This window comes from Psychrobacillus sp. INOP01, from assembly GCF_018140925.1.
Taxonomy (GTDB): domain Bacteria; phylum Bacillota; class Bacilli; order Bacillales_A; family Planococcaceae; genus Psychrobacillus.
This window is the reverse complement of record NZ_CP073315.1, coordinates 4270102-4284018: the sequence shown is the minus strand read 5'-3', so window position 1 is coordinate 4284018 and position 13917 is coordinate 4270102. Positions and strand designations below refer to the sequence as shown.

The following is a 13917-nucleotide window of genomic DNA, read 5'->3' as shown; positions in this document are numbered from 1 at the left end:
TGCTTAGACATTGCCTAAATAGCTTCTCGTTATGTTTTGGAGAACAATTTTTTCATTCTTACTGTATTTTTCGAATAACTCTGACAGGAGGAAAACAAACCTTTTATACTCTTCGTCATTTTTTTTCGGAGCATAGGACGCTGATAAATTCCTTCCCAAAAAAGTTTCATAATCAAAAAGCAAATCACTTTGATACATTTTAAACTCATACTTTCCATCCTTAAAAACGTTGTTAAATACTTCTGGAGTTTCCTCTATTCCACCGCTAAATCCATTGAAATTTGAACAGGTCTTTTGGCAAATTTCCGCATTCTCTTTCATAATCGGACTAGTTAAATCTCTGCTATTCCAAACAAGCGCAACATTTGCCTTTTGTTTCAAAATCCGCTGACATTCGATTTTGAATGCTTTTTTATCAAACCAATGAAATGCCTGGGCAACAGTTACTAAATCTACACTGTTCGCTTTCAAAGTGGTATTTTCAGCAGTTGCTTTTATTGATCTAAAACGAGAATATAGTTTTAATGATTGCTCAGCCATCGTTCTCATTTCATTATTTGGCTCAACTCCAATAACATTTAAACCTCTTTCAAGGAGCTGGCGGCTAAATATCCCCGTACCTGAACCAATATCGGCCACAATCCGATCTCCTTTCAGTTCGTTAGCTGATAACAAATAATCAATATATTCATTAGAGTAACTAGGGCGATATTTCGCATATACATCAGCCTTGCCGGTAAAATTTCCTGTTGTTTTCACAGTACTACCTTCTCCCCACGATATTATGTACAAAAATAGGAACCAAATAGTAGGTTTCATCAAATCACCTATTCTTTGGTATTTTAGCATATTTCTTATTGAGCTAACCTGCCCCGATAGCTGCATAAGAAAAAGCTGTCTAAATGACGACCATGTTTTGATGCTATTGCACCTATTAGTTTAAGTGTATTCATTCACAAATTTAGTTGGTTTTGAATAAAGAATCTAACCAATTAAACATCTTGTAGCTATATTTCTTATAAGATATGTATTTGACCATCTTGATATTTTAATGAATAATTATCTGCTTTATTCAAGAGAACAGGTAAGTATTGAAAAACCATTTCTGCAATTCCTAGATTGTTTGGATTTAGAATCCAATCAATAGATTTCGATACAAATCGACTAACCAATTAAAATGACCCATTATCTGAATAAGAAAGGAGAGGTTGTTATATCTCCTTTCTTTGTCTAATTTACTCTAAGAAGTGTTGAAGTACTTTAAACTATATTGAAGGTATTACAACAGCATTACATGCTTTTTCATAAAACTCTATCGGCCCCGCATCACCAATAATTGCATACTCATAACCAATATCACTCATGTCTTTTAAACAGTGATGTAGTAAAGAATATCCTATCCCGTTAACTCTATTGGACAATGCTACGCCCATAGGACCAAAATAACATTTCTTATTCCTATAAATATCATAAGCAGCAAACCCTACAATATCTCCGTTATTATCTAAAGCAATGTATATCGGTGGCTTACTTAATGAGAAAGCCTCTCTTATAGTTTGTGACCACTCCTTTGAAAAATTATTTTCAATAAAATGAACAAGTTCACTAATTTCGTTTTTATTCACTTTACGGATTAGATGGGTGTTAATTTTTGGTACTGTATAATTTCCAATATGAGTAATCATATCTCGCGAGGTAGTACCGAGGGATAAAATTATTTTTCTATTTTCATCTGATAAAAAACTGTCAACTACATTAGTTGTTATTAATGCTTTAAGCAAATGACCTTCATTTACATAGACTTGGTTATATCTTTTCATATAATTAATAGCAACTTCCAAAACTTTAATTACTTCTTTTGTAACTCTAACGTTGAAAAAAACACTGTTTGTCGCATGCTGATTTGAAGTATCCTCCATCACAGCTTTCAATGAAGTCTTATCTAAGGTGATTTTCAGAGATATCTCTCCAAGAACTCCTGTTTTCTCATTCAAACAGGCTATTAGGAGATGTATGGGCTGTAATACTGTTAATTTTGAAAATTGTGCTTCGTTTTCTGCGTTCCTCAATATTCTTAGCATTCTTTTCGTAAAATTTATGTTAGAATTACTCAGATACAACTCCCCCTATCGAGCATTTTGTAAATAAAACCGTGAATAATAAGTTTCATCCTTCTTCATTTATCCAAAACAACTCCTCTTACAATAAGTACTTCTACATCCTTGTTAAAAAACTGCTTGTTGAACTAAACTGCGTTAGTTCAACAAAAGAGTTGCCTTAGCAACCCATGATCTTTAACTAAAGCACCTGTTAGTTGAAGAAGAAAGACTTTTTATATCCTCACCTCATTCTATTTTCCATTTAACGTTAAAGTAACCTTTCACATCGCCACCTGTAAACACAAGTCGATAGAAAACTCATTTAATGAGCGTAATGTCGCCTTTTTCTTGAAGAGAATTATTTTCATAGTAGGTCATGAAGAAAAATGAGTTGCCTAAGCAACCCCAAAGCGCTAATCAAAACGTTTTCTAGCTTTATCGATTAGCCTATAAAGAGAAAAAAACTTGATTGTGTCTAAAAATTGTTCCATATCCCCACTGCTAATCCATTTGCCTTTAATCGTGATACCATTATGAAATGTTAACGATGATTGAGGTATATCAACATGATTGAGGTCAACATATTCGTAAATTATGGTTTCCTTCTGACCAAAAGGGTACTTAGAGAACCAAATTAATCGAATATCTGTTGCAATTAGAACACCATTCATATAACTAATTCCTGTACCCTCATCCAATGCAAAAGTTCCAGTTACCTTTGATTTTATTCTTTCTCCCGGTAAAAGTAATGAATCTATCAGGTTATTCATATTGTCCATCTCCTTATCCTGAAAAGTATTTTAAACTCCTTCTTTAGAGTTATAATTTATGAAAACATTTTCAGGTCAAGAGAAAAAATATTAACGTTGTAACTTTGAAACGGTGTTCCTAATCACTATGTCGAATGGAACACAAACTTTTTGATGTCCACCATGAAGGAACAAATCGAATGCTTTTTTCCCAATTTCATTTAAGTGCTGGTCGATGGTAGTAAGTTCTAAGGCTTCTGAAAATGGTTGGTTATCAAACCCAATAATGGATAAATCGGCAGGCACACTTAATCCTTCTTTTTTAGCTTGTATCAATATACCGGCAGCCACTTCATCCCCATTCACCAGTAACGCCGTCGGTCGGTCTTTTAATTGAACTAGCTCTTTGACAATTCTCTTTCCATCATCTATATCGATACAATCAGGAAAAATAAATGACTCATTTATGGGCAGATTGTTTTTTTCAAGAACATCATGATAAGCAGAAAACCTCACTTTACTGCTAGTGCTATTTTTCCTTGCCACAGAGTAGCCAATTGATTTATGACCTTCTTTAATTAAGAAATTTAAGGCAGAAGAAAAAGCATCAAAATGATCTGTATATGCACATGGTAATTCTTCTACAAGTTCACAAGCAACCAGTGAACCGTACTCAGTAAACGGTAATATTACTTCCCATGTATTTGCGCGAGAACAGATAATAACCCCATCAATCTGCTTTCTTTTCATCATTTCTAAATATTTGATTTCGTCAATTTGACTATAATTTGTAGGGCATAAAAGAACAGCGATTTCACTTGAAGTAGCTGCTTCGATAATTCCCCCGACAATCGCTTGAAAATAGGGATGATCTACATAAGGAAGTACCACACCTACCATAAATGTCTTCCCTTTAACAAGGTGTATAGCATTCACGTTTTGTTGATAATTTAATTCTTCGATCACTTGTAAAATTTTTCTTCGCTTTTCATCCTTTACATATGGATGGTTATTCAGGACTCTTGAAACCGTAGAAATGGATACACCAGCTAATTTTGCGATATCTTTTATAGTTGACATCACTATCTCCTTTTTATTTGATTAAAATGGGTTTCTAAAGGCTTAAAAATAGGGCACAGGAAAGTATAGTGATTTACAAGTAGCCATTTACAAGCGACCTCTTCCTCTGACCTGATTTTTCCATAATAATACAATCGAATTAATCCGTAATCTTTCTCTTTAATGAAATAAGGAATGATTATGCATTCCCCTCCGATAGCTTTCTATATAATGACACATTTGTAAATTCACAAATTTGATTTACAATCATATCTCCTTCTTTGTATAGCATTACAGCATAATTCATCCCTGCATATTTTTTTTGATATTTCTTTAATCGGCCTTTAAATTCCCCTATTTCCTTGGCCAGCTCAATTTCTTCACATTGGCGCATAAGGATAAGATCCTGCTCTAATTGGTTAACACTAGCCATTACAGGAAAAAGAGCCACAGTCTATCGATTTACAAGTGATCAATTCTCTCGTTGTTAAAAATGGGGAAATCGTCTTGAAAATGGGCTTAGCTTTGTAAATCCGCATTTTCCTGACGGTATTCCAATAAGAAAAAAGTTGTCTAAGACAGCTCATAATCTTTAACTAAAGCACCTCGTTAGTCAATTTTCTTCTTATTTAACTTTTAATATCTCCTTTAAGGTAGCATGAATATTTTGGAGGCTTATTAAAATAAATCCAAGCATAATAAACGTTACTATTTCCCCTGTAAACATAGAGACTATTGCTATTATTAGAGCATATACCCCATATAGCCAACCTTTCATTTAATATCACCTCACATCTCAATGCACCTATAATCTTAACATTATTATTAAAGTAACCTGCTGCTTTAGTTCAATAAGAAAAAAGGCTTTACTCCTTATTGAAGTAAAGCACCCGTTAGTTTAAGTACGTTTTTTCACAAACTTTGTTGATTTTACATAATTAATTTTATTCATTACAGGAACGCTGTCCTTTTAGTTGTACAAGAAAAAAGTGATACCTAAGTAACCCAATGATCTTAAACTAATGCCTCCGTTAGTTCAAGAAGAACCATTTCAATTTAAATAGCTCAGATTTTGGCAAGATTAAATTGATTCAAATGATACCCACCTTTTAGTAATCTCAGAAAATTTCTTAGTCGCGGGTGAGGTTGGTTTTCTTATAGCTAATCCAATAGTTCGATAGCTATCACTTTTAAGTGGAATGGCTGTAAAAGAAATTTTTGATTTCGGTATAATCATTTCTGGCAATATACTAATTCCTAGATTATTCTCCACCATGGAGATCACCGAGTATTCATTCATATTTTCGAATCGAATATTGGGGCTAACTTTATTCTCCCTAAATATTTTTTGAATATCATCATAACACTGATATGTTGGCATAATAAAAGGTACATTTTCTATTTGTTGCATTGATACTTGGTTTTCCTTACATAATGGGGATTGGTTAGATACAACACATAAAAGTCGATCCCTCTTCAATTGTACGATTTCAAAGGATTTTTCAAATGATTCAAAGTAAGTATCATTATTAATAAATCCACAATCTAATCTCCCGTTTTGTAACCAATTCTCAACCTCAGCATAGTTTCCTTCCAGTAATTCGATTTCAATATTTGGAAACTTTTCCTCCATTTTTTTAAGAATACCAGGAATCCAGTTTTTAGAAATACTCGAAAAAACCCCCACTCTAACTATTCCTTTTTGGAACCCATTGATAGCGGCTACTTCCTGCTTCAGCATGTTGTTATAGTATAAAATTTTCCGAACAGTAATTAAAAGCTCCTCTGCATTTTTGGTCAATGTTAAAGTAGAGTGATTGCGAATAAATAAAGGAAAGGAAAACTCTTTTTCCAAACTGCTAATTGCATGACTTACAGCAGATTGGGTGAAACCTAACACTTCTGCAGCTTTTGTAAAACTATTGAGTTCTGCCACTTTGTTAAATATTTCATATTTTGTTAAAGTCACTATGTTCCTCCTTATGAATTTTATTCATGTTTCCATTATATTTCTTCGTTTTATTTAATGCCATAACAAACTTATAATAAGTGCATGCTCTATTATATGACCCTTGACAAGGGATGTATTTTTCATGGAAGGATGAAGTGAAATGCAAAAAATTTTAGTTACAGGTGCTGCAGGTAAGATTGGCCAAGATGTTACAAGGTTCCTAGAAAAGCAAGGGAATTACCAGTTACGGCTAGCAGATATTAACTTATCTGCTTTAGAAATTTTTAAAGATACAAATCATGAAATCATATATTTAGATGTTTCTGATTTAGCTGCTTGTCAAGAATTTACGAAAGGTATAGATATAGTTATACACTTGGCAGGTAATCCTTCACCAAATGCTGATTTTTATGGCTCCTTATTAGAAAATCATATAAAGGGAACCTATAATATTTTTAGAGCTGCTAGTAATAATAATGTATCCAAAGTGATAGTTGCTTCAAGTGCTCAAACAATTGAAGGCTATCCTTTGGATTATCAACCACATGCTTTTTCACCCACGAGACCCAAAAATATGTACGGGGTAAGTAAGTGTTTTGCAGAGGCTGTTGCTTCTTATTTTGCTTATGAAGAAGGGTTACAAAGTCTTGCTATTCGTATAGGTGCATATGATGATTATAATCCATATGGTAAACCACTAACAGCTAGAGATATGAGTGCATACTTAAGCCCAGAAGATTTTATGGACCTTCTCTTAAAGTCGATGACGGCAAAGAACTTACCTCCATTTTCAATTTTACATGGTGTATCTAACAACAGGTTTAAACGAATTGATATTGAAGGAACAAGAAAGTTAGTTGGTTATAGCCCAAGTTCTGATGCTTTTGTACTAAGTGGTATTAAGTTCTTTGATTCTTGATAAACGCATATCTAGAAAAGAGATTATATTATTGTTATTTAGCTTTTATTTGTTCCATTTTTAATATCTACAGTTTCTATATTCAATAAATATTCCAATTTTGCCAGATAAAGCACCCTATTCTTCTGTCTAATTTGTGGAACAACTCTATTGTCACCACTAGTTCCACAGATGTTCTTTTCCTTTTCAACATAATAAACACCCCTTTAGACAATCATATCTAAAGGGGTAAAACCAAGCCCTGTTCTGCTAAAGCACCCGTTAGTTGAACAAGGTTATAGAGAAAATTCGGAATTTTCTTATTTAATATATCTTAATACGGTATGTTTATTTATATTATACATAGGGGGTGACCTAATGGGGGTCCCGTTGCGCCCGTAACTAATAGGGTTTGTTTATCTAGTTCCATTAGTCGTTCTCCTAACTTAATTTTTGTATCGTCTTTTTTAAATCTGCACTTTCACAAATAACAGAAATAACCGCTACACCATCAGCTCCACTTGCTCGAACTTTGTGAGCATTGTGTTCATCAATGCCCCCAATCCCGACAATCGGAAAATGCGGGTACTGCTTTCTTGCAGTTTGTAGAAAATCGAGCCCTGCCGGTGGTTTTGCATCATGCTTTGATTTCGTTGGATAAATGGGCCCGATGCCTACATAATCAGCTCCGTTTCTTACAGCTTGGGCTAGCTCCTGTTCATTATGTACAGAAACCCCCACAATTTTATCTTTGGCAAGTGAGCGAAATTCGGTGATAATCACATCATCTTGCCCCACATGAATCCCATCCGCATCCATTTTTAGTGCCAATTCGATGTCGTCATTCACAATAAAGGGCACGTTATACGCTTTGCACAGTTTTTGACAGGCAAACGCAAACGCCTCATAAGCTGCACCCGTTAAACAGCCTTCACCTTTTTCACGGAATTGGAAACAAGAAATACCTGTTTGCAATGCTTTTTTAAGTGTTTCAAGAGGCTCCTGGCTATTTTGCGTTCCCATAATAAAATAAACATTCAACATATTACGATTCATGAATCAGTACCTCGCATTTTCCTTCTGCACATTTGTACGCAAAATGATTGGTAGGTCCATGACCTTGACCAATAGATAAAGGGTTGGAAATGGCTAAATGTATAAATTTCTTTGCCTCGATCATGGCTTCTTTCATTAATAAGCCTTTCGCTAACTGTGCCGTAAGGGCAGCAGAAAATGTACAGCCTGTGCCATGCGTAGCTTTTGTTTGTACACGTGGTGTTGTCATCGTAAAATGCCTGCCGTTCCAATACACCGTATCAGTCGCCAATTCTCCATCTAGATGCCCGCCTTTCATGACAACGCATTGTACGCCTAACGCTAATAATTCGCCCGCTGCTTGGTCAATCTGTTGTTTCGTTTGGATCGTTCGACCTGTTAGTACCTCTGCTTCTGGGATATTCGGGGTACAAATGGTTGCAATTGGTAATAATTGTTCCTTCATCGCACGTATCGCCTGCTGCTGTAACAAACTAGCGCCTCCTTTTGCCATCATGACGGGGTCCACTATTAACGGAATTTGCTGCTCTTTCAGCAACGCAACTACGCTTTCAATAATTCCTGCATCAAACAACATGCCTGTTTTGATCGCTTTTACATCAAAATCATCGAGTACTGCCTTTAGCTGTGTTTGTACAAACGATGCAGTTGTTGTAAAAATCCCATGCACACCTGTTGTATTTTGTGCAGTTAATGCTGTAATGACCGATGTGCCAAACACCCCTAATTCCTGAAATGTTTTCAGATCTGCTTGAATACCAGCGCCGCCACCACTGTCTGAACCTGCTATTGTACATGCAATCATTTTGTTCCCTCCGCTAATCGTTCTAAATGGTTCAGTACATTTTCATGCAACGTACCAATCGGCCCATAAGCCCATTCACTTATCTGTTTATATTCACGTAATAAATTCGCTAAATCCGAAAAAGGCTCCGTACTACTTGCAAGTAGGGCTGTACAAATCGCACTAAGTAAACAGCCACTGCCCGTCACTTTCGTGATCTTTTCATGACCGCCCGTAATCAGTGCCACTTGAACACCGTCTGTTAATACATCTGTTTCACCTGTGACAATGACCAAGCAATTATAGTTCCTTGCAACGGTTTTGGCAGTTTGTACAACATCAAGTTTCCCTGAACCGCTATCCACACCTTTTGAATGCCAATTGACACCGGCAATGGCAGCGAGTTCTCCTATATTACAGCGAATTAAGCTCACCTTTAACTGTTGTAATAAGGCAAGCGTTGTACGTGTACGAAAAACGGTTGCCCCTGCACCAACAGGATCTAACACAATCGGCACGTGGTGCGTATTTGCACTTTGGCCAGCTACTTGCATCGAAGAAATGGTGCGTTCATTAAGTGTCCCAATATTGAGAAGTAATGCATCCGCTTTACTCGCCATTTCGGCTACTTCCTCTTGTGCATCAGCCATCACAGGGGAAGCACCAATCGCCAGCAAGCCATTTGCGGTGAAATTCGCCACTACATAGTTTGTGATGCAATGTACGAGAGGTTTTTGTGTATTAATTTTTTGCAGGCTCAACGATATACACCTCCTGCATCCAATTTTGCATCGTCCAAGCCATTTCCCAAAACTGCCATTCATAGTAACAACTTTTCTTAAAATGCTCATATAACCATTTTTCTTTTTCCTGTTGCTCTGCTGCTAAACGATTCATCATTTTCTTTTGCTTTTCGATCGTTTCTTTCATCTTGTCTGATCCATATAGGGCAATCCATTGGGCATATAACGGTATATTAGGCGAAGCTTGTTTTATTTTTTGCCCGATTTCTTGATACAGCCACGGGCAAGGTAAAATCGCTGCAAATGCTTCTGCAACATCTCCAGTATGAACCGCCTGATACATATGACTCACATAGTTATAGGCTGCAGGTGCTGCTTCAAATTGTTCAATTTCCTCAGCTGTAACGCCTAAATCCTTAAACGTCGTACGATGAAGTTCCAACTCGGCTTCATGAATAAATCGTGCCGTGTCTAAAAAATAGTGAATATCCTCTTCATTTGTTGCTTTCGCTGCTGCAAGCGCCAGGACTTTTGTGTAATGCTTTAAATAATACGAATCTTGTAGCATATAAAACTTAAATTTCTCTAACGGCAAAGTTCCATCTGCAATGCCTCGTACAAATGGATGCTCGAAGCTTGCCTCAAAATAAACATTCGTTTCTTTCCTCACTTTTTCACAAAATTCCATACATAGTCCTCCTCATTGGTGGACGTAAGTGCAAAAAAAGGCGTCTCTAAAAATAGAGACGCCCAAAAAGTGTAAACTACACCACTAATTGCTCCCTACGTCAGTGTTAACTGTCAGGTTCTAAGGGTCAGGTTTTAACCTTCTCAACACCAAAGTGTCCCCCCGCAATTAAAGTATTTGCATAAGAAAGGCTCCACGTAAAAAATACGCGGAGCCCTAGTAAGTACAAATTCATAATTTGTATGTACTTTGCTCCCTACGTCCGTATTAACGGTCAGGTTCTAAGGGTCAGATTTTACCTTCTCAACACCAATGTGTCCCCCTGCAAATGCATTTAATTAGCTTGAGTGTATCAAAACAAATGGATTTTAACAAGCTTATCTTAAACTACTACACCACTACAAATAGTCAAAAAAATATTCCCAAATCCCGCTTTGGGAACTTGTTTAAATTCAATTAACGATATAGGCAGTTCGGAATCTGTATACTAAATACAGTTATTTAACTTCAAGCTACTGCATGAGAAGTTAAAAATTAATAAAGTTAACCCTAAGCGGACAGTTTACTCACTGGGGGTTCACTGTGAAACACTAAGTAATTTTAATTATAGGTTCTTTACTTCTTCCGGAAATAGAAAACTAATTAGTTCTTTGAACATATCTTGTTGATACATACATAAAAGGATTTCTTGAATAATTTCTTTATATCTTATATTTAAAGTAGTTGAAATTATAGTAATTGTTTGATTTAAAGTTGGTAAACCTTTTTCGAACAATTCAGATAGGTATTCTGTATCTATCATTAAAGAATCTTGTTCTTGATGTAAACGGCTTGTTTGATAAGACATTCCATTCTTAATGAAACTTAAGAAGGATTTCTTAATTGAGTGTAGAAAAATATATGTGCAAACAAAACACAGGAGGCTACTATGACTAATTTAATATCACATATTGCTACACTGGAAATACCAGTTACTAATTTAGAAGAATCTATAAAGTTTTATATCGATATCCTGGGTGCCGAAGTCCACTTTCAAGGTAAAAAAAATGCTATGCTTACTATGAAATCAAAAGGAGTTCCAACGATTTTCTTGGTTGAAACTGAAGAAATTAATGGATTATCATTCACAAATACAAATACTAATATCGTTCATAGCATAATTGACTTTTATACTCCTACCTTAAAAGAATTATATGAGTGGCTTGAAGGAAAACAAGTTGAAGTTGGTCCTTTAAATTTACAAGGCGAATTTGGTGGTTTTGGATTTAAAGATCCTTCTGGAAATTGGTTAAGTGCCTGCAATATCCTTCACCCAGAACAGTAAATATTTTTTTCTATTTAAGTTACAGTCGTAATTTTTTTGCGCCTTTCTTTCTATTACACATAATGAGTCTAATGCGAACATAAAAACTCCCATTTTCTTATTAAACTAACCTGCCGCGTTAGTTCAACAAAAAAGGCTTTACCCCTTCTTGAAGTAAAGCACCCGTTAGTTGAAGAATAATTGACATTCTTAGTAATCTTTATTATATGTGGACATGTAGTTTATAATAGTCCGTTTATTCATTTGGATCATTAATAGAAAACACATACATATCAACGTCTAAAAAAGCATTTATTTCTGCAGCGAACTTACTGAATTCAGGATAAATCACTAATCCTGGAGTATATCCATCGTAAATCTGTATAACTAACTCTAGACGTACATCTAAAATAAGTTCTTCTTTTAATTGATTAATCGTATCTGTCTTTGATTGGAATACTTCTAAAAGTGGACGTAATACATCTTCTGTATCTAGTGATTCTTTAGTTTCTATTTCAAAATGCCAACCAGTATATGACCGTAATAACTGATTTTTTGGATGGTTAGGCTCTACTCGTTCTCCTACTTTCCAAGTTTTCGTAGGTTGCACGCCTAGTCTTTCCGTAACGACATCTAATGGGAAATCATCATTTCCGCTAAATAGAATATATGCATATAGCGATGTTTTGTCCATGTAAACCTCCTGCCCTTAGTTTAACTATTCGACTACCGAAATACTTTCAATTCTTCTTGAAGTAAAGCACCCGTTAGTTTAAGTGAAATACTTCTGGATCGCCTAAATCTATTTGATTGTTCTGTACATATAAATAGACCATCGAATGATGGTTGATGGTCTTGTTCTGCTAAAGCACCCTTTAGTTCAAGAAAAGTTTATTATCCTAACACTTTGGAATATCAAATAACTATTTAATATGTTTATTGTACTCTAATTGTTTTTGAATCCCTGACCTATCAATTTGAATCCAATACTCGGAAATTTTTCCACCTTCTATCTTATATACTGCACTTGTCATTTGAGTTATAGTAAGTCCTGTAGGTTGATATCCATCGACTACTCCTACGTGTGCACCTACTTGTTTCCAACGGACATATACTTTATTTCCTTGTACCAATAATTCTTGAATTTCTAAAGAATAATTACCATAGGCTTCCATCATTTCTCTTACGTGTTCAGCATAATCTTTAGGCGTCCTTAAAACTGTTTGTTCTTCCTCGGATACAATTTGATGAGCCAATACTTGTTCGGACATTAATTGATTTGAGTAGTCTGGATTTTTTCCTGATCGTACTTCTTCAAAAAATTTTCTAATTATTTGTTCTGGTGTCATTTGAACACCTCCATATTTATTTCAATGCTGTTACCGTCAAATGCATGGTCTTCGTTTGAAGCTGATAAACGAATAGAGGGCTTTTCGCCGCAAGCTTGATGGCCTACCAGTTCTCAATTTAGTATGAGGCATTATGAATCTAACTTGAATGATGATACATTTTCTGTCTCAGTTTCCCACTTGGTTATTTCCTCTCGAACCCGTGGCGCTACCTCTGTTCCTAGCAGCTCAATGGCTTTCATCACTTGGTCATGCGGCATAGTGCTTAATGGAACATACATCATAAAGCGTGTGATGCCTACATATTTACGAAGGTGAATAATCTTTTGAGCAACAGTTTCTGGATCTCCAACATACAGCGCACCTTCAAAACTGCGCGCGGCATCGAAGCTAGTACGGTCATAATGAGCCCAACCCCGCTCTTTGCCAAGTTTATTCATGCCTGCCTGGGTAGATGGGAAAAACATATCTGCTGCTGTTTCAGTATTCTCTGCAATAAATCCTATCGAATGTGATCCAACCTTAAGCCGTGATTCGTCGTGACCAGCATGGGCTGCAGCTTTCTTATAAAGCTGCACGAGCGGTTCAAACTGAATCGGGTTTCCACCGATAATTGCAAGCATCAGTGGCAGTCCTAGCAAACCAGCACGAATAGCAGACTCCTGATTCCCCCCACTGCCGACCCATATCGGTAAAGAACTTTGAACTGGCCGTGGATATATTCCCAAATTGTTAATCGCTGCTCGATGCCTACCTTTCCAAGTTACCTTTTCGGCCTCACGTAATTTTAGAAGCAATTCCAAATGTTCTTCAAAAAGTTCATCATAATCATTCAAGTTATAGCCAAACAATGGAAAAGATTCAACAAACGACCCTCTTCCCGCCATAATCTCCGCACGCCCATTTGAAATACCATCCAACGTTGAAAAATCCTGAAAAACGCGTACTGGATCTGCTGAAGAAAGCACTGTAACTGCACTAGTCAGCCTAATCCGTTTCGTGAGCGTAGCAGCGGCAGACAGCAAAACTGCTGGTGAAGAGGCCGCATAATCTTCCCTATGATGCTCACCTATGCCAAACACATCAAGTCCCACCTGATCAGCAAGAACAATTTCCTCTATCACTTCACGCAATCGTAGTGCGTGACTCATCACTTCTCCAGACTGAATATCTGGTTTAGTTTCTACAAATGAAGTAATGCCTATTTCCATATACAATCCTCTCCTATTTCAAATTTT

15 protein-coding genes, 1 pseudogene and 2 riboswitches are annotated in these 13917 nt (G+C 36.1%); of the genes and pseudogenes, 2 read left to right on the top strand and 14 right to left on the bottom strand.

The window, feature by feature from the left end:
* Nucleotides 1-3: 3 nt before the first annotated feature.
* The 7 genes and pseudogenes from KD050_RS21060 to KD050_RS21030 form a co-directional block, all read right to left on the bottom strand.
* Nucleotides 4-759 (bottom strand): class I SAM-dependent methyltransferase, encoded by a 756-nt coding sequence (locus KD050_RS21060; protein ID WP_211894227.1) that lies wholly within the window; start codon nt 757-759, stop codon nt 4-6.
* A 257-nt stretch (nt 760-1016) separates the two neighbouring features.
* The gene (locus tag KD050_RS21055) at nt 1017-1172 is read right to left on the bottom strand and encodes a hypothetical protein (protein WP_235753875.1); all 156 of its coding nucleotides are present in this window, start codon (nt 1170-1172) and stop codon (nt 1017-1019) included.
* Nucleotides 1173-1265: 93 nt separating this feature from the next.
* The gene (locus KD050_RS21050; protein WP_235753874.1) at nt 1266-2069 is read right to left on the bottom strand and encodes a GNAT family N-acetyltransferase; all 804 of its coding nucleotides are present in this window, start codon (nt 2067-2069) and stop codon (nt 1266-1268) included.
* Between the two features lie 443 nt (nt 2070-2512).
* Nucleotides 2513-2869, bottom strand: a complete 357-nt coding sequence (locus tag KD050_RS21045) for a PH domain-containing protein (protein WP_211894226.1) — start codon at nt 2867-2869, stop codon at nt 2513-2515.
* A gap of 90 nt (nt 2870-2959) precedes the next feature.
* Nucleotides 2960-3928 (bottom strand): LacI family DNA-binding transcriptional regulator, encoded by a 969-nt coding sequence (locus KD050_RS21040; protein ID WP_211894225.1) that lies wholly within the window; start codon nt 3926-3928, stop codon nt 2960-2962.
* Between the two features lie 178 nt (nt 3929-4106).
* Nucleotides 4107-4352: pseudogene (locus KD050_RS21035) on the bottom strand (helix-turn-helix domain-containing protein); the annotation flags it as partial.
* 636 nt (nt 4353-4988) lie between these two features.
* Nucleotides 4989-5876, bottom strand: a complete 888-nt coding sequence (locus KD050_RS21030; RefSeq protein WP_211894224.1) for a LysR substrate-binding domain-containing protein — start codon at nt 5874-5876, stop codon at nt 4989-4991.
* Nucleotides 5877-6018: 142 nt separating this feature from the next.
* Between KD050_RS21030 and KD050_RS21025 the strand changes: the two genes are divergently transcribed.
* Complete coding sequence (locus KD050_RS21025) at nt 6019-6777, top strand: NAD-dependent epimerase/dehydratase family protein (RefSeq protein WP_211894223.1); 759 nt, start codon at nt 6019-6021, stop codon at nt 6775-6777.
* Nucleotides 6778-7197: 420 nt separating this feature from the next.
* Here the strand turns inward: KD050_RS21025 and thiE are convergent, their stop codons facing one another.
* The 4 genes from thiE to tenA are packed head-to-tail and all read right to left on the bottom strand — an operon-like array spanning nt 7198 to nt 10027.
* Nucleotides 7198-7812 carry a thiamine phosphate synthase gene (thiE, locus tag KD050_RS21020; RefSeq protein ID WP_211894222.1) on the bottom strand — a complete coding sequence of 205 codons (615 nt, stop codon included), beginning with the start codon at nt 7810-7812 and terminating at the stop codon, nt 7198-7200.
* A complete protein-coding gene (gene thiD / locus KD050_RS21015) occupies nt 7802-8617 on the bottom strand; it encodes a bifunctional hydroxymethylpyrimidine kinase/phosphomethylpyrimidine kinase (RefSeq protein ID WP_211894221.1) in 816 nt (271 codons plus the stop codon). Before thiD ends, thiE begins: the two co-directional genes overlap by 11 nt.
* Nucleotides 8614-9357 carry a hydroxyethylthiazole kinase gene (gene thiM, locus KD050_RS21010; protein WP_211894220.1) on the bottom strand — a complete coding sequence of 248 codons (744 nt, stop codon included), beginning with the start codon at nt 9355-9357 and terminating at the stop codon, nt 8614-8616. The genes thiD and thiM overlap by 4 nt, the downstream gene beginning before the upstream one ends.
* Nucleotides 9338-10027 carry a thiaminase II gene (tenA, locus tag KD050_RS21005; RefSeq protein WP_211894219.1) on the bottom strand — a complete coding sequence of 230 codons (690 nt, stop codon included), beginning with the start codon at nt 10025-10027 and terminating at the stop codon, nt 9338-9340. Before tenA ends, thiM begins: the two co-directional genes overlap by 20 nt.
* 75 nt (nt 10028-10102) lie before the next feature.
* A riboswitch (TPP riboswitch) is annotated at nt 10103-10201 on the bottom strand.
* Nucleotides 10202-10263: 62 nt separating this feature from the next.
* Nucleotides 10264-10361, bottom strand: a riboswitch (TPP riboswitch).
* Nucleotides 10362-10955: 594 nt separating this feature from the next.
* On the opposite strand from tenA, the gene KD050_RS21000 reads away from it, so the two are divergent.
* Complete coding sequence (locus KD050_RS21000) at nt 10956-11351, top strand: VOC family protein (RefSeq protein ID WP_211894218.1); 396 nt, start codon at nt 10956-10958, stop codon at nt 11349-11351.
* Between the two features lie 235 nt (nt 11352-11586).
* Here KD050_RS21000 and KD050_RS20995 read toward each other — a convergent pair whose 3' ends face one another.
* The 3 genes from KD050_RS20995 to KD050_RS20985 form a co-directional block, all read right to left on the bottom strand.
* On the bottom strand, nt 11587-12024 hold the full coding sequence (locus KD050_RS20995) for a DUF4279 domain-containing protein (RefSeq protein WP_211894217.1): 438 nt from the start codon (nt 12022-12024) through the stop codon (nt 11587-11589).
* 229 nt (nt 12025-12253) lie between these two features.
* Complete coding sequence (locus KD050_RS20990) at nt 12254-12679, bottom strand: ester cyclase (RefSeq protein WP_211894216.1); 426 nt, start codon at nt 12677-12679, stop codon at nt 12254-12256.
* A gap of 131 nt (nt 12680-12810) precedes the next feature.
* Nucleotides 12811-13890 carry an LLM class flavin-dependent oxidoreductase gene (locus tag KD050_RS20985; RefSeq protein ID WP_211894215.1) on the bottom strand — a complete coding sequence of 360 codons (1080 nt, stop codon included), beginning with the start codon at nt 13888-13890 and terminating at the stop codon, nt 12811-12813.
* Between the last annotated feature and the right edge of the window lie 27 nt (nt 13891-13917).